Annotated in this window: 22 protein-coding genes; 11 read left to right on the forward strand and 11 right to left on the reverse strand. The window is 43.1% G+C overall.

The features are described from left to right. Positions 1-472: 472 nt before the first annotated feature. Both AC1IR0_RS13670 and tyrS read right to left on the reverse strand, forming a co-directional pair. A complete protein-coding gene (locus AC1IR0_RS13670; RefSeq protein WP_005094878.1) occupies positions 473-766 on the reverse strand; it encodes a hypothetical protein in 294 nt (97 codons plus the stop codon). Positions 767-1,296: 530 nt separating this feature from the next. After that, positions 1,297-2,511: a tyrosine--tRNA ligase gene (gene tyrS, locus AC1IR0_RS13675; protein ID WP_004647151.1), complete on the reverse strand. Its 1,215-nt coding sequence runs from the start codon at positions 2,509-2,511 to the stop codon at positions 1,297-1,299. Positions 2,512-2,591: 80 nt separating this feature from the next. On the opposite strand from tyrS, the gene AC1IR0_RS13680 reads away from it, so the two are divergent. Next, complete coding sequence (locus AC1IR0_RS13680) at positions 2,592-3,719, forward strand: anhydro-N-acetylmuramic acid kinase (protein ID WP_409655291.1); 1,128 nt, start codon at positions 2,592-2,594, stop codon at positions 3,717-3,719. A 113-nt stretch (positions 3,720-3,832) separates the two neighbouring features. On the opposite strand, the gene AC1IR0_RS13685 is transcribed toward AC1IR0_RS13680, so the two are convergent. The 3 genes from AC1IR0_RS13685 to purE all read right to left on the reverse strand — a co-directional run bounded on the left by AC1IR0_RS13685 (position 3,833) and on the right by purE (position 7,487). Then, complete coding sequence (locus AC1IR0_RS13685; protein WP_005094875.1) at positions 3,833-5,125, reverse strand: lytic murein transglycosylase; 1,293 nt, start codon at positions 5,123-5,125, stop codon at positions 3,833-3,835. A gap of 712 nt (positions 5,126-5,837) precedes the next feature. Then, positions 5,838-6,959: a 5-(carboxyamino)imidazole ribonucleotide synthase gene (locus AC1IR0_RS13690; protein ID WP_314104522.1), complete on the reverse strand. Its 1,122-nt coding sequence runs from the start codon at positions 6,957-6,959 to the stop codon at positions 5,838-5,840. A gap of 15 nt (positions 6,960-6,974) precedes the next feature. Then, positions 6,975-7,487: a 5-(carboxyamino)imidazole ribonucleotide mutase gene (gene purE / locus AC1IR0_RS13695; RefSeq protein ID WP_005104916.1), complete on the reverse strand. Its 513-nt coding sequence runs from the start codon at positions 7,485-7,487 to the stop codon at positions 6,975-6,977. 284 nt (positions 7,488-7,771) lie between these two features. Here purE and AC1IR0_RS13700 point away from each other — a divergent pair, with 284 nt between their 5' ends. Next, the gene (locus AC1IR0_RS13700; RefSeq protein WP_479741488.1) at positions 7,772-9,052 is read left to right on the forward strand and encodes a DUF2254 domain-containing protein; all 1,281 of its coding nucleotides are present in this window, start codon (positions 7,772-7,774) and stop codon (positions 9,050-9,052) included. Positions 9,053-9,058: 6 nt separating this feature from the next. Here AC1IR0_RS13700 and AC1IR0_RS13705 read toward each other — a convergent pair whose 3' ends face one another. Continuing rightward, a complete protein-coding gene (locus AC1IR0_RS13705) occupies positions 9,059-9,400 on the reverse strand; it encodes a DMT family protein (RefSeq protein ID WP_005245571.1) in 342 nt (113 codons plus the stop codon). A 242-nt stretch (positions 9,401-9,642) separates the two neighbouring features. Here AC1IR0_RS13705 and mpl point away from each other — a divergent pair, with 242 nt between their 5' ends. From mpl to AC1IR0_RS13720, 3 genes are all read left to right on the forward strand, one after another. Continuing rightward, a complete protein-coding gene (mpl, locus tag AC1IR0_RS13710; protein WP_409655299.1) occupies positions 9,643-11,007 on the forward strand; it encodes a UDP-N-acetylmuramate:L-alanyl-gamma-D-glutamyl-meso-diaminopimelate ligase in 1,365 nt (454 codons plus the stop codon). A gap of 358 nt (positions 11,008-11,365) precedes the next feature. Continuing rightward, positions 11,366-11,701, forward strand: coding sequence for an alcohol dehydrogenase catalytic domain-containing protein (locus AC1IR0_RS13715; RefSeq protein WP_409655302.1), 336 nt, complete (start codon positions 11,366-11,368; stop codon positions 11,699-11,701). Between the two features lie 36 nt (positions 11,702-11,737). After that, complete coding sequence (locus tag AC1IR0_RS13720; RefSeq protein ID WP_409655305.1) at positions 11,738-12,364, forward strand: zinc-binding dehydrogenase; 627 nt, start codon at positions 11,738-11,740, stop codon at positions 12,362-12,364. Positions 12,365-12,512: 148 nt separating this feature from the next. On the opposite strand, the gene AC1IR0_RS13725 is transcribed toward AC1IR0_RS13720, so the two are convergent. After that, complete coding sequence (locus tag AC1IR0_RS13725; protein ID WP_191112715.1) at positions 12,513-12,986, reverse strand: BLUF domain-containing protein; 474 nt, start codon at positions 12,984-12,986, stop codon at positions 12,513-12,515. A gap of 196 nt (positions 12,987-13,182) precedes the next feature. On the opposite strand from AC1IR0_RS13725, the gene AC1IR0_RS13730 reads away from it, so the two are divergent. Next, positions 13,183-13,530 (forward strand): hypothetical protein, encoded by a 348-nt coding sequence (locus AC1IR0_RS13730; protein ID WP_479741489.1) that lies wholly within the window; start codon positions 13,183-13,185, stop codon positions 13,528-13,530. Here AC1IR0_RS13730 and AC1IR0_RS13735 read toward each other — a convergent pair. Together AC1IR0_RS13735 and AC1IR0_RS13740 are read right to left on the reverse strand one after the other, a co-directional pair. Further along, complete coding sequence (locus AC1IR0_RS13735; protein WP_071851291.1) at positions 13,523-13,813, reverse strand: GNAT family N-acetyltransferase; 291 nt, start codon at positions 13,811-13,813, stop codon at positions 13,523-13,525. The genes AC1IR0_RS13730 and AC1IR0_RS13735 overlap by 8 nt on opposite strands. A gap of 31 nt (positions 13,814-13,844) precedes the next feature. Continuing rightward, complete coding sequence (locus AC1IR0_RS13740; protein ID WP_005094867.1) at positions 13,845-14,123, reverse strand: GNAT family N-acetyltransferase; 279 nt, start codon at positions 14,121-14,123, stop codon at positions 13,845-13,847. A gap of 155 nt (positions 14,124-14,278) precedes the next feature. Between AC1IR0_RS13740 and AC1IR0_RS13745 the strand changes: the two genes are divergently transcribed. Both AC1IR0_RS13745 and AC1IR0_RS13750 read left to right on the forward strand, forming a co-directional pair. Continuing rightward, the gene (locus tag AC1IR0_RS13745) at positions 14,279-15,472 is read left to right on the forward strand and encodes a sugar transporter (RefSeq protein ID WP_313564603.1); all 1,194 of its coding nucleotides are present in this window, start codon (positions 14,279-14,281) and stop codon (positions 15,470-15,472) included. A gap of 331 nt (positions 15,473-15,803) precedes the next feature. Continuing rightward, positions 15,804-16,769, forward strand: coding sequence for a TerC family protein (locus AC1IR0_RS13750; RefSeq protein ID WP_004647138.1), 966 nt, complete (start codon positions 15,804-15,806; stop codon positions 16,767-16,769). Between the two features lie 40 nt (positions 16,770-16,809). Here AC1IR0_RS13750 and AC1IR0_RS13755 read toward each other — a convergent pair whose 3' ends face one another. Beyond that, complete coding sequence (locus AC1IR0_RS13755; RefSeq protein WP_479741490.1) at positions 16,810-17,382, reverse strand: nucleotidyltransferase family protein; 573 nt, start codon at positions 17,380-17,382, stop codon at positions 16,810-16,812. 98 nt (positions 17,383-17,480) lie between these two features. Between AC1IR0_RS13755 and guaD the strand changes: the two genes are divergently transcribed. The 3 genes from guaD to AC1IR0_RS13770 all read left to right on the forward strand — a co-directional run bounded on the left by guaD (position 17,481) and on the right by AC1IR0_RS13770 (position 19,991). Beyond that, a complete protein-coding gene (gene guaD, locus AC1IR0_RS13760; RefSeq protein ID WP_314104543.1) occupies positions 17,481-18,809 on the forward strand; it encodes a guanine deaminase in 1,329 nt (442 codons plus the stop codon). A gap of 224 nt (positions 18,810-19,033) precedes the next feature. Then, complete coding sequence (gene hpt, locus AC1IR0_RS13765) at positions 19,034-19,561, forward strand: hypoxanthine phosphoribosyltransferase (RefSeq protein ID WP_004647133.1); 528 nt, start codon at positions 19,034-19,036, stop codon at positions 19,559-19,561. Between the two features lie 172 nt (positions 19,562-19,733). Further along, entirely contained in the window at positions 19,734-19,991 is a 258-nt protein-coding gene (locus AC1IR0_RS13770; RefSeq protein ID WP_004281926.1) for a GlsB/YeaQ/YmgE family stress response membrane protein, read from the forward strand. Positions 19,992-20,090: 99 nt separating this feature from the next. Here AC1IR0_RS13770 and AC1IR0_RS13775 read toward each other — a convergent pair whose 3' ends face one another. Beyond that, positions 20,091-20,792 carry a DsbC family protein gene (locus AC1IR0_RS13775; protein ID WP_479741491.1) on the reverse strand — a complete coding sequence of 234 codons (702 nt, stop codon included), beginning with the start codon at positions 20,790-20,792 and terminating at the stop codon, positions 20,091-20,093. Positions 20,793-21,045 lie beyond the last annotated feature (253 nt).

A 21,045-nucleotide genomic window follows, 5' to 3' on the forward strand; every position in this document is an offset into this window, starting at 1 on the left:
GGTGCATTCTAGAGGATTTCAGAATCATTGCAACCCCCAATTCACTATATTTTTCACGTATGTCTTTTTTTTCTACAAAAATTGCTAAAAAATCGCTTTTTTATCTAATTTTTAAGCGTTTTTATGCAATAAACCCACTAAACACGTCATTTTATTTTTATAACTGAAAATTCATTTAGACCTAAAAGCTATCACAATAATCGTTAAAATAGTATTTTTAGCCTTTTAACATTGAAATCTTGTCTTTTATTTAAATTAGCACGTCAAAAGAAAACCAAAATTAATCTATCTCGCTCAGTAAGCCGATCTAAATCCTAGACTCCTTAATTTGTGAGTTATTTTTTACGTAAAAAGCTTTTATAAAAGCCTATTCTTGGGCTGCTATATAAAAGAGGTATTCATTTTTAGTTTTCGAATCCCAAAACCATGCTTAGACTACTTATATATAGAAGATAAAGTCTGTTATTTTGCATTAAGCGACTTTTTCCTGTTGTTGCTGTCCAAGCCAGTGTTGCATAACTTCTACAATTATGTCTTTCTTACCCTGATAATCCTCGGCAATAAAGAATAATTTCGCGCGTCGCGGTAACTGCTCTTCAATCAGGGAAAACAAAAAATAATGTGCGGCCAGATCAAGCTGCATAAATAAAGTATAGACAGATCTATAGAGTTGCTGTTTTTGTTCGACCGGCTGGTATTCAAATAAGAACCGTAAAATGCAATCGATCTGTTCATCAAAAATATCTTCTGTTAGATAGTGATACATCAAACCACCTCTGTTTTAATTTTTTATGTTTTACTCTTTTTTCACAGTCAATTGAAATGAACTCATTCTTAGAGGTCATTCACCTAAGCCCAATTTGCTAGTTAATTTTAAGTTTAGTTGCTCAATGAGAAGAGTAAACATGCAGATTTATATCTTGATTACGCAATCAGAATAAATAAAAAAGGAAGAGATCTCTCCCAAAATCTCCTCCTTAGAATTGAATCTTTACCCGATCCATTATGTCATTATTATAGTTATTCGCTTTAAAGCTTTTAAAAAGAGCCTCTTGGAAAAGAGACTTTCTCAATTGTGGAGTACTATTATTTTTACTACCCTCTAGATGCTCTAAACGAATTCTCTAGATGAATAAATCCTATACATAATAAAGATGAAAAGCAAGTGATTTGGGAAAAATTAACTCTTGTTTTCATAGGGTTTTTTTTGACTTTACTTATTTGATTTTTAAATATAGAACATCAATAAAAAAAGCAGACCGAAGCCTGCTTTTATTTCAATAACTTATCCGCTTTTTAGTCAACAAAAGTGACTTTAGCGATTGCTTTTTTACTGGCCTGAACAATCAAAGTTACATTCTCTTTCACAGAATAGGTCGTATCTACAGTCTGCCAATCCACTTTCACTGCGCCACGGCCTAATGCATCTTTAGCTTGGGCTGCATTTTTGGTTAAGCCTGCTTCACGTAAAATCGAGGTAATAAAGATTTCACCACCAAACTCGCCACGCGAAATAGTGACTTCTGGCGTACCTTCAGGTAATTCACCTTCAGTAATGATATTGCCCGCACCTTTATGGGCATTGGCAGCCGCTTCTGCACCATGGAAACGCTCGACCAGCTCCAGCGCGAGAATCTTTTTGACTTCTTGAGGATTACGGCCTTCTGCCACTTCTTTTAACAACTGTTGAATTTCTTCAATGGTTTTGAAGCTCAGCAGATCAAAATAACGCTCAATCAATGCATCCGGCATTGAAAGCACTTTTTGGTACATCGCGCCTGGTGCATCAAATACACCAATATAGTTACCCAAAGATTTAGACATCTTGTTGACGCCATCTAAACCTTCAAGAATTGGCACTGTGATACAGACTTGTGCTTCTTGATTATAACGACCTTGTAAGGTACGCCCCATCAACAGGTTAAAGGTTTGGTCTGTACCACCCAATTCAACATCTGCTTCCAGCGCAACAGAGTCATAGCCTTGTACCAATGGGTACAAAAATTCATGAATCGCAATTGGCTGCTGGTTGTTATAACGCTTGGTGAAATCATCACGCTCCAACATACGCGCAACCGTTTGCTGTGATGCCAATTGAATTAAATCAGCCGCAGTTTTTTGCGCAAACCACTCCGAGTTAAACACCACTTTGGTTTTGTTGGGATCAAGAATTTTAAATACTTGTTCTTGATATGTTTTAGCGTTCTCTAAAACCTGTTCACGTGACAAGGGTGGACGTGTTGCGCTCTTGCCGGTCGGGTCACCGATCATCGCAGTATAGTCACCGATCAGAAACAATACTTCATGACCCAAATCCTGGAATACTTTTAACTTATTAATGAGAACCGTGTGGCCCAAGTGCAAATCAGGCGCAGTCGGGTCAAAACCCGCTTTAATTTTTAATGGACGATTCAATTTTAATTTCTTGAGAAGATCTTCTTCAGAAATAATTTCGTGGGTGCCTCGTTGAATGAGGGCAAGTTGTTCTTCAGCCGGCAGGAAATTTGACATCACAAAATCCAATACATCAGTTACTCAATTTGTGCGATATACTAACACTTTTTCAGCATATTGCAGGCTTAAGAATAACCATGACAGCGATCTATATTGGGGTAATGACCGGCACAAGCATGGATGGTGTCGATATTGTTGCTGCTTCTTTTGATCCACTCCAGCTTCATGCCACACTCACTTTGGCATTTGATCCTGACCTTCGGGATGAGCTGATGGCACTGACCTTGCCGGATGACAATGAAATTGACCGCATGGGCAAGGCTGATGTTGCACTGGCACAAATGATTGGTCATGGTATTAATACGTTGATTGAAAAAAATAACCTGGATAAATCCAGAATTAAGGCGATTGGCTCGCATGGCCAGACTATCCGGCATCGTCCTGAACATGGTTTTACCCTGCAAATTGGTGACCCGAACATCATTACTGAAATTACCCAGATTCCGGTGATTTCAGATTTCCGTCGTCGTGATCTGGCGGCAGGTGGTCAGGGAGCACCTTTAGTTCCGGCATTTCATCAGGATATTTTCCAGCATGACAGTATTCACCGGGTAATTTTAAATCTGGGCGGTATAGCGAATGTCAGCCTGCTGCCTGCCGGCAAGCGTGAAGAAGTTTATGGTTTTGATACTGGACCAGCCAATATCTTGATGGATGCCTGGTGTGCCCGTTATACCGGTCAGCCTTTTGATGAAAATGGTAACTGGGCAGCCTATGGCACCCCGATTCGCAGTTTACTCGATCGCTTTCAGTCACACGAATTCTTCTCCAAAGAACCTCCAAAAAGTACCGGTCGTGAAGATTTCAACCTGGAATGGCTGGATGAACAGATTGCTGACTGGCGCAATGACCTGCAATACGATGAACTGGAAGATACTCCGGAAAATGTACAGGCGACTTTATTAAAGCTCACCACCCGAGCCATTAAAAAAGCAATTTATCGCTCTGGCATGGATACCGGACAGGTTTTTGTTTGCGGGGGCGGTGCCTATAACTCACATTTACTCGAGCAACTGCGCTGGCGCCTACGCAAGCATGAATGGAGCGTACAAACTACGGCCGATCTTGGTTTAAGCCCGACTTGGGTTGAAGCCACGGCCTTTGCCTGGCTGGCCATGCGTTTTATGAATCAGCTGAATGGTAACCTGCCAGCAGTCACTGGTGCTGCTGGATATCGCATCCTCGGTACCATTACTGCTGTTTAAATTCAGCTAATTACTATTAGCTTGCATGACTATATAGCTACTCAAAAACAGTCATCAAAAAAGGTCTGCATAAATGCAGACCTTTTTTGATTTTAAATTTTATGCTCAAGAATTTATTGCATCATGCGTTTGGCATTTTCATTTCTAAAGGCCCGCAGAATCTGCTGACCAGCACGACCTGTTGGACTCAAGCCCAAACGCTGCTGTTCCTGACGAATCGCTTGACGGGTTTTATCTCCAATCAGACCATCCACCGCACCAATATCATAGCCACGGTTTAACAGAAATTGCTGGATCTCACGACGTTCTGCACGCGAAGTTCCCGGATCATCAGTAGGCCATGTGGCCATAAATGAACCTTTACCTTGCAGGCGATCGGATAAATGTGCAATCGCCAAGGCATAACTTTCTGCCGCGTTATAGCTATAAATGGCATCAAAATTTTTAAATACCAAAAATACTGGGCCACTCGGGCCTGCAGGTGCAAGTAATCCTGCTTGAGAGGATTGTGATAAATTTCCTTGAATTAATGCCGAACCATCGGCACGTACCACCCCTTGATTGTTCCAACTACTCAAGGATTTTTTATTTCTTCGGCCTTCACCGGAAACCGACATGCCTTGAGGGATCTTGACTTCAAAACCCCAAGGCTGTCCGCTCTGCCAGCCACGCTTGCTTAAAAAGTTGGCAGTTGATGCGAGTGCATCCGGAATGCTCGAAACTAGATCACGTCGGCCATCACCATCAAAATCAACTGCAAGCTCATCATAAGTCGATGGCATAAACTGGGTATGACCAAATGCGCCTGCCCAGGAACCCTTTAATTGTTCTTCACGCACATCGCCACGCTGTAAGAGTTTCATAGTGGTAAAAAACTCACCACGGAAATAACTCTGGCGACGACCTTCACAGCTCAAAGTTCCTAAAGCCTGTAATAAAGGATATTTCCCCGAAATATCACCAAAATTACTTTCGACACCCCATACCGCAACTACCGTTTCTGCAGGTATACCATAGGTGGCAGCAACACGATTGAGCACCTCACGATGTTGCTGTAATTTTTGCCGGCCGAGCTGAACCCGTTCTTCATCCACCAAACCAGACAGATAATCCCAAATTGGGGTAGAAAATTCAGGCTGGTAATTCAGGCGTTCAATCACTGAATAATCAGGACTTAAGTTTTGGGTATAACGATCATAGGTACTGCCGCTTACACCTCTAGCAACAGCTTGACTGCGCAAATTGGCGAGACAGTTTTGAAAATTATTTTGGGAGGCATAATTCGGGATATTTGAACTAGAGGTCAAATCAGTCGGCGTGACACGTTGACCATTAATAATAAGTTCAGCCTGTGCCTGTGAAGCAGCCAAGACCACAGAACCAATAAAAAGTGCAAGCCGTTGCATAAGACCCTTGAGTATTTAGATTTTGAATTATGTTTCTACCTTAGCAGCTCATGATGAAAATTAAAGCGCCAATGCGTAAATTTAAATTCATAATTCCTACACTTTTAAATTCATTTTGTAATCTTTAAATTTAAACATGAGTTATCCACAAGCCTGATTTAAATTCAAATCAGCGGGATTTTTAAATTCAAATTCAAAACACTTGCAATCAGTTTTGAATTTAAAAATTACTGGGGATAACTTGTTTCAGGAAAAGCGAGTCACGATCATCAACATGCTCTAATTACACTAGTTTTCATTTTAAATTCATTTGAATAATGGGCTAATATTTTTAAATTCAGAAACTTTGAATTCATTTATCCAGTTTTAAATTTGAATTCATATTTTTGAATTTAAAAGCGCAAGTTTAAATTCAAAGCCCGATTTAAATTTGAATTTGTTTTTATGAATTTAAATTCAAAACCACTTTCCAGTTTTAAATTCAAACTTTGATTTCAGGCTTATCTACAAGTGAATATGGCAAAATTCAGCTGTAAAAAAGGTTTTATTGAATTGTTATATTTATACTCAATTGATCAGTTTGTAAGCAATTGATTTAAAAACTGATCTGACCAATGGCAGGCATTTTTAAAGAGGCGCAATCATGCCTGAAAGCAGACAAATAAAAAAGCGATCACCGAAGTGATCGCTTTTTTTATCAGCAAGTTAAAGCCTAGATGGTCATATCTTCGCTCAATGCCAATGGATTTGGTAAAATTTTCGCCAGTTGGCGGCAAAGCACAGACAATTGCGCGCTGTCATTTGGCATCAAGGTGATGTGACCAATCTTGCGGCCTTCGCGCTCTGACTTATTGTAAAGATGCAAATGTGCACCTTCCAGAGCAAGTACATCTGCAGATTTCGGATGCTGACCAATGATGTTCACCAAGACAGTTGGGCGGATCACTTCAGTTGAACCTAAAGGTAAACCTGCCACGGCACGCACATGGTTTTCAAACTGCGAACATACTGCACCTTCAATCGACCAGTGACCCGAGTTATGCACACGTGGTGCCATCTCGTTGGCATATAGGCCATTGTCTGTCACAAACAGCTCAAGGGTCAGCACACCGACATAGTTCAGATGATTCAGCAGGCGAGTGATGTATTCTTGTGCTACCGGCTGCAAGTCAGTACTGTCCGGTGCTGGCACAATCGAGTGCGACAGAATGCCGTTATGATGATGATTTTCAGCCAATGGCCAGGTTTTTACATCACCATCTTGGCCGCGTACTGCAATGATTGAAACTTCACGCGAGAAAGTCACGAAACTTTCAGCAATCAGTTCACCCGCAGGGCCCAATTCTGCCCAGGCCTGATCCATCTGATCGGTCGAACGTAAAACGAATTGGCCTTTACCATCATAACCGCCACGCGAGGTTTTCAGTACGATCGGCAAGCCCAGTTCAGCTACAGCAGCCTCTAAGCTTTCCAGTGAAGTGACCGCTTTGTAAGGTGCAACTGGAATTGCCAGTTCATCAAACAAGGCTTTTTCAGACAAACGATGCTGGGCAATCGCTAAAGCCTGACGTGATGGATGCAATTGCTTGCTTTGTGTCAGTACATCGACATCTGCAAGGGGCGTGTTTTCAAATTCCAGGCTAAATACATCTGCACTGTTAATAAAGTCTTGCAGACCATTTTCAGCTTGGCTCGAAATCACCGGACCCAAAGCAGCAGAAGGGCAGTCTGTGCTGGCTTCAAAAAATGTACATTGAATATTTAATGGAAGTGCCGCTTGCGCCATCATACGACCCAGCTGACCGCCACCAAAAATACCGATGGTTTTATCCATAATCTGTGTCTCGACTTAAGCTTGGCCTGGAATATTGTTGCTTGCCACTTTATCTGTTTGCGCTGCACGGAAATCTGCAACATTTTTTGCGATTTCTGGACGGGTCAAACCCAGAATTTGCGCGGCCATAATGGCAGCATTGGTGGCACCCGCAGGACCAATAGCCAAGGTACCAACCGCAATCCCAGCTGGCATTTGCACAATAGACAGCAATGAATCAATACCGTTTAAAATCGAAGATTTCACAGGTACACCCAAAACTGGAAGATCAGTTTTCGCCGCACACATACCCGGTAAATGCGCTGCACCACCTGCACCAGCAATAATCACCTGAATACCACGATCACGCGCTTGCTCAGCATATTCAAACAGGCGGTCTGGAGTACGATGTGCAGAAACAACTTCGGCTTCAAATGGGACACCAAGCTGCTTGAGCATATTGGCAGTGTGTTCGAGAGTTGCCCAATCTGATTGAGAACCCATGATAATACCTACGAGAGGAGTATCTTGTGCAGCAGCCGCATTCATTGCAAATTTTCCAGAGATTAAAGTGAGAAAAAATAAATCTCGACGAGAGAGCCAAGCTTGAATAGGAGTTGCCTATTATAGACTGAAATTGATTTGGTCTAAAGTTCAGCTCAAGAATTAAAATTATCTGTTGGGAAAATGGTCAAAAATAAAACAATAATTTTGCGGCTAAAAATACAAAAATAGGACATACATCACATCAAAAAAAAGTATAACTATCAATATAAAACTTTTTTGCAATGAATAACTTAATACTAAAACCTATACATTGGCAGGGCATTTTTATGTGGTACAAACTAAAAATCTGGCTACAGAATCCCTCAGAAAACTTATGGTTGATGCCAGCTCTTGGCGCCGTCTTTGCGACCTTTTTCTCGCTATTTGCAATCGCCAGTCGCTATTTTATCCCGACCAGCACTGTTCCCAATATCAGTACTGAAACTCTGAGCAGCCTGCTAGATATTATTGCTTCCAGCATGCTGGCAGTCACCACTTTTTCCCTGTCGATTATGGTCGCAGCCTTTGCGTCTGCCTCATCCAGCGGGACACCACGTGCCTATCAGCTGATGATGAGTGATGACAATACCCGCCTTGCTATCAGCAGTTTTATCTCGGCTTTTATTTATGCTGTAATTGCCAAGATTGCGCTCGGGCTTGGCTATTATGGTCCTGCAGGTAGATTTGTACTGTTTATCAGTACCATTTTGGTATTGATGTACCTGATTTATATCCTGATTCGCTGGGTACACACCCTGTCGCAACTGGGCAACCTCACCACCACCATTCACAAAATTGAAGTCGCTGCTTCTACGGCCTTGGCGGAGTTTCGACATCAGCCGAATTTTGGTGCCACCGGACAACGTCCAGAGCAAGCAGCTGCCTTTCATGTTTTTAGTACCCAGACCGGCTATTTCACCAATTTTAATAGTGAAGGACTGGAGCAACTGGCCGTCAGCCAACAGCTGCATATCCATCTTCCCCAGCTACCCGGAAAATTTCTGGATCCGATGACGGCACTGGCAGAGGTATATAGCGACCGCGCTTTCAGCCCGGAACAGCAGCAGGAGATCCGAAACTCCATTTTGAATGATGTAATCATTGAAACCAATCGCAGCTTTTTACAGGACCCGCGTTTTGGTGTGGTGGTGATGAGCGAAGTGGGGCAGAAAGCGATGTCTCCCGCAGTGAACGATGTTGGATCAGCGATTAATGCCGTTGATGCCTTAACCCGAATCCTGATTGACAGCAAGGCCGCTGAAGATTTACCGGAGCGGGATTGTCCGCATATCAGTGTGGATATCTTTGATCTCGGGGATTTGATTTACAGTAGTTTTGCACCAATGGCCCGAGATTGTGTGGGTTGTATTGAACTCAATCAGAGAATATTGAAATGTTTAGCGATGATTCAACATAATGTACCCGAACCTGAACTAAAACAGGCTGCAGAAATAATGGCGATTGAATTAATCCAACGCTGCCTGAATAAACTAGAATTTGAACCGGATCGGCAGAAATTACTTTCTGAATTTAGAAGCCATTTCCCCCTGATTCAGCTGAGCCATTAGATCAAGTTAAGGGGTACGGAAGACAAAATAGACACATCCACACAGACATAAAGCGGCCCAGAGATAATCCAGTTTAAAAGGCTGCTTAAACATGAAGATCATAAAAGGAACGAAGACCAGTAAGGTCACGACTTCCTGGGTAATTTTCATTTGACCCACCGCCAGGCCTTGCTGCGCCAGTAATCTGGTCGCCGGAATCATCAGACTATATTCAAACAGGGCAATGGCCCAGCTGAACAAAATCGCTTGCCAGAGCGGTGCATCATGCGGCAAAAATTTTAAATGCCCATACCAGGCCAGGGTCATAAAACAGTTGGCAATTACCAGAAGAAATAAAGCCGGCAGCATTTGCATGCACTCTGCAAAAAAGTCGAAATTATTTTACGGTTTATTTGGCGAAAAGATATTGCATCGCTTTGAAATTTTCTTTGAATTTATCCGTGAAACAGGATTTAAAAAATCCCACAACAAGGCCAGAATTTTCACTATCTTTTCAGCTAAAGCCTTGCTATCGTTGCTTGCAAATTGAATAAATCATGACAACAGCACCAATATAAAGTGATGGGTCAGACAGGAACGGAGTAAAGTAGATGCATCTGCATATTTTGGGTATTTGTGGCACCTTTATGGGCTCGTTAGCGCTACTTGCACGCGATCTGGGCCACCAGGTAACAGGTTCAGACCTGAATGTGTATCCACCCATGTCGACCCAACTTGAAAATGCGGGCATCACTTTAATGCAGGGTTATGACCGCAGTCATTTACAGCCTCATCCGGATCTGGTGATCGTCGGCAATGCCATGAAGCGTGGTATTGATGCAGTCGAATATATGCTGAATGCAGGTCTGCCTTATATTTCAGGTCCGCAGTTCCTGGCTGATCATGTTCTGCAAGGTAAACACGTGCTGGGTGTCGCCGGAACACATGGTAAAACCACGACCACCACGATGCTGGCTTGGGTACTGGATCAAGCCGGTCTGGAGCCAGGTTTTCTGATTGGCGGTGTGCCATTGGGCTTTTCGGAAAGTGCGCGTCTCGGTGGTGGGAAATATTTCTGTGTCGAAGCCGATGAATACGATTCTGCTTTCTTCGACAAGCGTTCCAAGTTCGTGCATTACCATCCAAAAACCGCAATTTTAAATAACCTGGAATTTGACCATGCCGATATCTTTGATGATCTGGCCGCAATTCAAAAACAGTTTCATCATCTAGTTCGTACTATTCCAAGTGAAGGCCGGATTATCGCGCCGATTACTGAAAGCAATATTGATGAAGTGCTGGAGCAGGGCTGCTGGACGCCTGTAGTGCGCACCAGTCTAGATGCCAACGAAAAATCTGAACTTTATGCAGAACAATTGTCACCAGATGGTTCACATTTCAAAGTCCTGCAACAGGGCGTAGTCAAAGGCGAAGTACAGTGGAATATGACCGGGCAGCATTCGGTGGCGAATGCCTTGGCCACCATTGCCGCTGCTGAACATGTCGGCGTATCGCTTGAAACCGCCTGTGAAGCGCTGTCCAATTTTGGTGGTGTGAAACGCCGTATGGAACTATTAGGCACAGTCCGTGGTATCGAAGTTTATGATGACTTCGCCCATCATCCGACGGCGATTGATACGACCTTAGAAGGTGCGCGCAAGCGTCTGGGTGAACGCAAACTCTGGGCGATTATTGAACCACGTTCCAATACTATGCGCATGGGCAGTCATAAAGATGGCTTAGCTCATTCAGCACGTCTGGCCGATGAAGTGATCTGGTATCAACCGGAAGGACTGGACTGGGATCTGCAACCGGTCATTGAGGCTGCGCCAAACAAGGCCAAAGTTGCACGCACACTGGATGACATCATTCAGACCGTAGTAGCAGAAGCAGGCGAGGGCGATGCCGTAGTAATTATGTCGAATGGCGGTTTTGGTGGTTTGCATCAGAAGCTGATCACTGTTTTACAAGCATAAAACAGATTTAAGTGAAATGAAGAAGCCCGTTTAGCGGGCTTTTTTTAGCATATTAAAACCTTGCTTCAGCAAAAGTGAACAGTTGTTCTGATCCTGCAATCCTATGATTTAAACATTGACCCAAAGAGCAGATTTACCTCTGAACCATCCCGAATGATCTTTTGTTGCAATCTGTACACAAGACTCATTGCAGCGCCATATCACTCAAGGCACAATCGAGAAGAACACAGGTATCTATAGGCCTGAAAGCCAGATCATGAATCAGCCCATCGCTGTCACTATATAAAAGCAATCGAGGCGTTCATTATTCTCGCTGAGTCAAGTCATTCTCATTCCTCACTCCATTAGGAGATGTGTCATGACAACGATGAAAGCGATGGTCTATTACGGCGCAAATGATATCCGCTTTGAAGACCGCCCGGTTCCCACCATTTTGCATCCCGGCGATGCCATCATTAAACTCGAAAAAGTTACCATCTGTGGTACCGACTTAGGTATCTGGAAAGGTAAAAACCCCGAAATTGAGCAGGAGGCCACACGTAAAGAGGGCAGCTTTAAGGGGCGTATTTTAGGTCACGAAGGCATTGGCATTGTGGAAGAAGTCGGTTCCGCCGTGCAGAACTTCAAAAAGGGCGACCGGGTCATTATTTCCTGTGTCAGCCGCTGCGGAATCTGTGAAAACTGCCAGAAATAGCTGTATGCACATTGCCGCAATGAAGGCGGCTGGATCATGGGTTATATGATTGATGGCACCCATGCCGAATATGTACGCACGCCCTTTGCCGATACCTCACTCTATCATTTACCCGAAGGCCTGAATCAAGATGTGGCCGTGTTCCTCTCAGATATCCTGCCAACTTCACATGAAATTGGCGTGCAATATGGCGATGTCAAACCGGGCGACAATGTGGCGATTGTCGGGGCAGGGCCAATCGGCATGAGCTGTCTGCTCACCGCACAGTTCTATTCACCTGCCAATATTATTATGGTGGATATGGATGATAACCGGCTGGAATTTGCCAAGACTGTCGGCGCGACGCATACCATCAACTCTGCCAAAGAAGATGCCATTCAAAAGATTCTAGAGATTACCGGTGGACGCGGGGTTGACTGTGCCATTGAAGCAGTGGGGGTGGAGCCTACCTGGAATATTTGCCAGCATGTTATGAAAGAGGGCGGGCATATTGCCAACGTCGGCGTGCATGGTAAACCGGTAAGTTTTGAACTGAACAAACTCTGGATTAAAAACCTGACCATCACCACCGGTCTGGTGAATGCCAATACCACAGGAATGCTGCTGAAAACCTGCTGTTCCGGAAAATTGCCCCCTAGAAAAACTGGCGACCCATCATTTTAAATTTGCCGATTTTGAAAAAGCCTATGATGTCTTTAAACATGCCTCCGATGAAAAGGCCTTAAAAGTCATGATTGACATGAGCTAATCCACATCAGACAAAAAAAGTTCGCTATGCGGACTTTTTTATTTTCAGCATTTACCCCTCAGATCAGAAATAGGGGACATAACCACGCTGCTTATAGCCTTTTGGCGATGCCAGACTGGCCTGATTTTCTTCCAGGCGATACAGCACTTTGAGGAATTCGGCAATTCCTGACTGCTGCAAGGCATGTGGATCAAATTGCTTCAAACCTAAACGTGAAAATAAAGAAGAAATTTCACTGTGTTTATGCACATATTTCATTGACCATTCCGAGAAATGAGACTGCTCTACCATCGCATCTGCAAAACGCAAGATACTATGATGGCGGGCATCCTGACAAATGCTCTGAAATAAACTTTCCACTACTTCAGCCTGACCTTCAAGGCACTGGAAAAATTTGCCATGGGAATAATACAACACCCCATGAATCTGATGCTGAAGGTTAAACTTCCGGGCAGTGGCTAAAATATCGCTCAAATCTTGTAACAACTCTTGTTCAGATTCTATGCGTTCACTGGCATAGCAAAGCTGTAGCATCATGCCATCTCTCTAGAGGGAAGAATTAAAAACACAATTTAATCAATAATTTTAAATTAAGTCGACTATTTTTTAAGCAAATATCCGTTTTTGCTTACACGGTTTTCAGTTTGCATTTCTGGATTAAACTTTTAACAATAGTGCCTAAATTATTAAACGAATATTTTCATACACCTACCATGAACATGAGGATCACTTGATGTTAAAAGATCTGATTTTAACCCTCGCCTTGTTATGTGTGTGTTTTATCCTGATCATCACTTTAAATAATTGGCAATTCAGCGCTCAAACTAATCTGCTGATCAGTTCAATTTTTATTAGCTGGACGATCTTGAAATTTGTTGGACATCGTATTTATTTTCATGCCAGTTACCTGCTGATCATGGCAATTTTAGTGATGCTGCAACAGTTTGAAGAAATTTTCTGGGCGATGACCGGCGTGATGGCAGGTTTCGGTTTATATACCCTGTTACAGGTTATATTGATTCCTGCCTTGAAAGAAAAACTGCATTTATCTTTCGGGAAATCCCCTTGGATGGTTAAATAGTCGTTGCTGCGACATCGGCCAGACTTTGGTCACGTTTAAACATGACATCCACATAGGAACATTGTGGGATAATGGTTAAACTTTTTTCACGGGCAAAATCGACCAGTACATCCAGCATTTTTCGGGCAATACCGTGGCCACGCAGGGAATCATCGACCCAGGTATGATCGGCAATGATGACGGCATCGCCCCGCCATTGATAAGTGATCTCCGCCAGGCGACGTCCTTGATCTTCCATAAAAAATACACCACCACGTTTTGAATCTTGATATTTAATTTCCATACGAATCTAAACCTTTGTTGTCATTTTAAAATTATAAAACATCATTAAAGCGAGGCTCTCGCTCGAACACGGATTTGGCAAAAGGACATTTTGGAATAATCCTGATGCCGTGTTCACGGGCAAAATTCACAGCGGCCTCGACCAGATAATACCCGACGTGCTGTCCGCGTAGGCTGTCATCGACCCAGGTGTGTTCAATCACTAATTGATCTTCATTTACTCTGGAATAACTCATTTCTGCCAGACGTTTTTCATTTGGCTCTACAAACCATAAACCTCCAGTGTCCTGTTGCTGATGCTCGATCAACATACCGATCCTCTCCTTGTTTTTAAGCCAGACTGACATATTTTTCCCTGCTCTATTGTTAGATTTCTTTTAAAGGATTGTGAATCTGTCCTTCTGACCAATACCGCATTTTGCTCAACAGGTTTAAACTGCCGGCCGGTTCTTTTTATCAGATATGTATGTCCAGCTCTTCTTCCATCTCCTCGGTGACACGTCAATGGGTCTGTGTGATTGCTTTAGCCTCTGCTGCCTTTATTTTCAATACCACCGAATTTATCCCGGTGGCGCTATTAAGTGATATTGGCGCAAGTTTTTCCATGTCACCCACTCAGGTCGGGTGGATGCTGACGATTTATGCCTGGGTCGTGGCGCTGCTTTCTTTGCCAATGATGTTACTGACCAAAAATATTGAACGGCGCTTTCTGCTGATGGTTTTATTTGCGGTGTTTATTTTCAGTCATGTGCTGTCCTATTTTGCCTGGAGCTTTAGCATTCTGGTGCTGAGCCGAATTGGTATTGCCGTGGCGCATGCGCTGTTCTGGTCAATTACGGCGTCGCTTGCCGTGCGGGTTGCGCCAAAGGGCAAAGAGTTTCAGGCACTGGGCTTATTGGCTACAGGTACCGCCATGGCGATGGTCTTGGGAATTCCCTTTGGCCGGATGGTCGGGGAGGCCTATGGCTGGCGCAATAGTTTTGCCTTGATTGGGATTGTAGCGAGCGTGGTGTGCGTATTGCTGGCCAAAACCTTGCCTTTATTGCCAAGTGTCAATTCAGGTTCACTCAGCAGTTTAAAAAACTTGCTAAAACGTCCCAGCCTGATGCTGGTCTTTGCGCTTACCGTGCTTGTGATTAGTGCGCAATTTACCGCCTATAGTTATATTGAACCCTTTGCGCTGAATATTGCGCAATTCAGCTCTGCGCAAACCACCAGCTTATTGCTAATTTATGGCGCTGCGGGTCTGATCGGCTCTTACGTATTTGGCCGCTTTGCACCGCATTTTCCCCGACTCACCATTCCGCTATTTACACTCGGGTTAGGGATCTCGCTACTGTTATTGCTGCCACTGTCTCAGGGTGTATTTCAGCTTAATAGCTTGGCGTTAATCTGGGGCATCAGCATTATTGGGTTTAGTCTGGCTCTACAAGCCAAAACCTTAAATCTGGCTTCTGATGCAACCGATGTCGCCATGGCAATTTTTTCAGGTCTGTACAATGTCGGGATTGGTGGCGGTGCCTTACTCGGCGGTCTGGTAACGGCACATATCGGATTACATAGTATTGGCTGGGTGGGAGCCATTCTGGCGAGTCTGGGTTTTCTGATCAGCTTATATCTAATTCAGCGTCCGGATTTCTTAGGTAAGAAAGCGCCTTGAAGCATGATTTTTGTAAATGAAATTGTAGTCTTAGCAAAAATCTGTCATGCTTGCTGCACATTGAGCTACCGCTCAAATAAAATTTAGTTTGAACAAGGGGAGTAGCCTCCTCCAAGCGTTTAAGAATGAAATTTCAATTTTTAAACGTGTCAGAATATCGTCATTACACTTTGCAAAAAGTCGGTATCTGAGCATCTTGAAGTCACACTTTATATAAAAAAGTGGAACAGTAAGATGTAGGCAAGACCTTGATCATGTTGTTATAGATGTTTTTCATCTGGCAACTGGTCAAGGTTTTTTTATGGCTAGTTGTCCGATGTGGAGAATTCACATGGAAACCATTGGTACACTCTGGCTGTATCTTGTCTTTTTCGCGATTGTCGCAGTCATGCTGGTAATCGATTTTGTCGGCTTTAAGCATCAGCATGGTCAGGAAGTTAAAGTCCGTACCGCTGCATACTGGAGTATTGCCTGGGTCAGTGTCGCGACTTTATTTGGTGGCGGCTTATGGCTGTATCTGGAACAGACCGCAGGCACGGCAATTGCCAATGCCAAGGTCATGGAATACTTTGCCGGTTATCTGCTGGAAAAATCCCTGGCGATTGATAACGTCTTTGTCTGGCTGATGATCTTCGCGGCCTTTGCCATTCCACCCGCACTGCAACGTAAACTGCTGTTATATGGCGTACTGGGTGCGATCGTACTCAGAACCATCTTTATTTTTATTGGCGCCTGGTTTGTACAGGAATTCTCTTGGATTCTGTATATCTTCGGTGCGTTCCTGGTGTATACCGGCTTCAAATTCCTTCGTGGTCAGCATGAAGAAGACAGCAATATTGAAGATATGGCGATTCTGAAATGGCTGCGTAAACATATGCGTATTACCCCGCAACTTCAGGGCGACAAATTCTTTGTCCGTCAGAATGGTTTGCTCTGGGCAACGCCGTTGTTCCTGGTCCTGATCCTGGTTGAAGCCTCTGATGTCATCTTTGCCGTCGATTCTATTCCGGCTATTTTTGCCGTCACCACCGATCCATTCATTGTCCTCACTGCAAACCTGATGGCGATTTTAGGCTTACGCGCGATGTTCTTCCTGCTCTCGGGCGCAGCCTCAAAAATGCATTATCTGCCTTATGGTCTCGGGATCATTCTGGTCTTTATCGGCTTTAAAATGCTGATGCTGGATGTGTTCCATATGCCGATCTGGATTTCTTTGAGCTTTATTGTGATTGTCCTGACTGTGACCGCGATCTTGTCGATTCGTCATAGCAAGAAATATAACGAAACCACCCTGTAAAAAGTAATCATCAAAAAAGCCTGCATCAGCAGGCTTTTTTTTATTGTTCTATCAGTGATAATTTGGGCCATTTTTGCAAAAACTGTTTGCTCAGCATGCGTTGTTCAAACACGGCATAACTGACTAAATTCGGATTCCAACGCAGCTTTAACTCAAATAAATCTGCTAAACCGAAAGGAGCAATCAACTCCAATTCATCATCTTTCAGGCGCAGTGCCAAGGCCGTGACAGTTTCTGGCCATAATGACAGCGCATGACTAATTGAAGTTAAAGGCTCAATATTTTCATTTTGATCGGTACGATACCACTCATGTACAAAGGCTTGATTGGTCACATCCCAACTGATATCTGGAAAATAGTCTTTTAACCGATCTGCAAGTTGCTTTTCTATAACGCGAGCCTGCTCATTTTCATCATAGAAAATCACATCGACCTCAGTATGATTTATTTCATATTCCCATCCATGTAAATGCGCCCAGATCACATGACGTAACACACCCGCTGCAACATAAGCATCAGAGTGTAATTGTGCTAACTGATGCAAGATGCGCATTAAGGTCGGCTGTGCACGCACGATCTGTCGAAATTGATCATGATAATTGGATGAGGTCATAGAAGAATCGGGATCACTATTTAAATATGAATGTTCATACAAACATGGCAATTTTTTCAGCTACAATCAATCGAAAAAATTAAAAGCGTAGGTTTAAAATGTCTTCTGTAATTGCAACGACAGCGATCCGTGGTCGCTTCCTCGACATTCAGAATACAGTTGCCCAAGCACGTGATATACACGACCAAGTGCGATATGTAGAAGATGGCTTAGTCATCATTCAAGAGGGTAAAATCCAGTGGTTTGGTCCATGGCAAGAAGGGCAGTCACGACTTCCTACCAACGCTGAATTACAGCACTATCCAGATCAACTGATTGTTCCCGGTTTTATCGACACCCATATTCATTTCCCGCAAACAGAAATGATCGGGGCGTATGGTGAACAACTGCTGGAATGGTTAAATACCTATACATTCCCCACTGAAATCCAGTTTCAAGATGCATCCTATAGCGAAAAAATTGCCGAATTTTTCGTGCAGGAATTGCTTAAAAACGGCACCACCACTGCACTGGTCTTTTGTACCGTTCATCCTGAATCCGTAGATGCTTTATTTAATGCCGCAACCACACGCAATATGCGTCTGATTGCGGGTAAAGTCCTGATGGATCGTCATGCTCCGGAAGCACTAACAGATACAGCAGAAACAGCTTATACCGATTCTAAAGCGCTGATTGAAAAGTGGCATGGACAGGGGCGGAACCTGTATGCGATTACCCCACGCTTTGCACCGACCTCAACACCTGAACAATTACAAAAAGCCGGCCAGCTCAAAAGTGAATATCCGGACGTGTATGTACATACCCATTTGAGTGAAAATAAAAATGAAATTGCCTGGGTAAAAGAACTCTTTCCTGAACGTGAAGGTTATCTGGATGTGTATCATCATTATGGTTTAACCGGGAGCAAGTCCGTCTTCGCACATTGTGTGCATCTGGAAGATAAGGAATGGGATTGTATGCATCAGACCGACTCCGCCATTGCCTTCTGTCCGACCTCAAACCTGTTCCTGGGCAGTGGCTTATTTCCCCTGAAAAAGACCTGGGACAAAGGGGTCAAAGTCGGCTTAGGTACAGACATTGGGGCAGGGACATCATTTAATCAGCTGCAAACCCTGAATGAAGCCTATAAGGTGCAGCAGTTGCAGGGCGAAAAACTCTCTGCCTTTGAGGCCTTGTATCATGCCACTTTAGGCGGTGCCAAAGCTCTAAGCCTGGATGATCGCCTAGGGAATTTTAATATTGGCAAAGAAGCCGACTTTGTGGTGCTGGATCTTAAGGCCACTGCCTTACAGCAGTTACGCCAGAGCAGAGCTAAAAATATTGAAGATGCATTTTTTGCACTGACCATGCTTGGCGATGACCGTAATATTGCAGCCACCTATGTCTATGGAGCAGCCGTCTATGTCAAAGCAGCAGCCAGTGAATAAACCGAAAAAATCCCGCCATCGCCAATACTTACTCCTGTCTGCAATTGCACTGGGCTGTGTTTTTTTATTGAAACGCGATTCAACAGCGGCTAAAAAATGATTACATTTACAGCCAGCAAAACAGGTGCATCTCTGCTAGGGATGTATTAAAATTGCGACGTATTCAGGTGTTGCAGGTCAACACCTTTTTTATTTTGCTATTTTTACTTTTTAGGTATCTACCCATGACCGTTCAAATGAGCGTAATGATTTCCGCTGAAGAAATTCAAGCTAAAGTCAAAGAGCTTGGTGCTCAAATCAATGCACACTATGCCAATAGTGACAAAGAACTTGTGCTCATCGGTTTATTACGTGGTTCAGTGATTTTTATGGCTGATTTATGTCGTGTGATTTCAAAACCGCATGAACTGGATTTCATGACTGTGTCCAGTTATGGAGGTGGCACGGTATCGTCACGTGATGTAAAAATCCTGAAAGATTTAGACGGTGAAATCCGTGGTAAAGATGTGTTGGTGGTTGAAGATATTATTGACTCAGGCAACACCTTAAGCAAGGTACTCGAAATCCTGCAAACCCGTGAACCCAATTCGATTCAACTGTGTACTTTGGTAAGTAAACCATCGCGTCGTGAAATCGATTTGAAGGTCGAATTTATGGGTTTTGAGGTTGAAGATAAATTTATCGTGGGTTATGGCCTGGACTATGACCAGAAGTACCGTCACCTGCCATTTATTGGTGAAATCGGTCTTTAAAATCAGGCTGAAAAAAGTGGCATAGGCCACTTTTTTTATGCCTAAAATAGATAGAAAACCGGGAACAAAAAATAACATCTCGTTTCAGGATTCAACTTTTTATGATCCTAACTTTGTTTCAAGATGATTAAACAGATGTGAAAACAAAGACATGATAAGAAGGAGTATGCATATGTGGACAATTATTGTGGCGATCGTCATTGGTTTTGTAGCAGGTCTGATTGCACGTGCCATTCACCCGGGTAATGATAAGGCAGGTTTTATCATGACCACCTTATTGGGTATTGCCGGCTCCTTATTGGCGACTTTTGGTGGTCGTATGCTCGGTCTGTATTCGGCAGATTCCGCAGCAGGTCTGATTGCTTCCGTGATTGGTGCTGTGATTATTCTGTTTATTTATAATATGGTCACCAAACGCCGTACAGTCTAAACCATTCAGATGTTTCTGAGGTTGATTTGACGACCTGAATAAAAAAGCACCCAATGAGGTGCTTTTTTATATTGAACGACTGATATCTTTATTTAATTTTTATAAATTGAATTCTTTAAAAATCTGCTCAATCTGCTCTGCCGGATAGGCGCCCATTACCTTAAAGCCATTGGAAAAAATAATCGCAGGTGTCCCATTCACACCCATAGACTGAGCCAGTTTTTTATTCCGCTCAATCGGATTGGCACAACTTTTTTTCGATTTAGGTTGAATCCCTTGAGCAATAAGATCTTCCCATGCCTGAGCTGGATTAGACTCACAATACACCTGTTTGGAAGGAGCAACCGACTGGGGTTTTAAAGGAAGAATAAAGGTATAAATGGTCAAGTCATTCAGTTTTTTCAGCTCTAGCTCAAGCTTTTTACAATACGGGCAATTTGGGTCAGAAAAGATCGCAATCTGACGTTTACCCGTACCTCTTACACTTTTCACAGCATCCTGAAGCGGTAATTTTTTCCAGTCGATACTATTTTGCTTCAACATTAAATCACGGGTCAGATTATGCTGATCCTGAATTCGCAGCATCGGGCCAGCAATCAGATGCTTGGCATCTTCATTCAAATAAACCACTTGGCCCTGCATGGAGGCGCTATAGATGCCTTTCATCTCGGTGGTCTGAATATTTTCAATTTTTAAATTGGGACTGTTTTTTGCCAAGTTAGCTTGTACCGTATCAATATTGGCTAATGCGAAGCTTGAAACCAATGTACTTAAACTAATGATCAGTGTTTTTTTTAACATGAATGTTCTACATGAATTGGATAAGAATATGCTTCGATTCTAATCGCTCTGCTTTTAAATTTCTCAAACATTTATGTTACTGTTTATACCCAGTTAAATAAGCTCATCATGTTTCACGTGGAACACCATGTATAGCGTTAGCTTGAACTCCAATCTATCTAGAAAATACATCAATATTCATAATAAATAATTGTTTTATATAGTTAAAATATTTTAAATGATAAACATTTTACTCATTCAGCCTTGACCGATT

This window comes from Acinetobacter sp. 129952 (assembly GCF_056642055.1).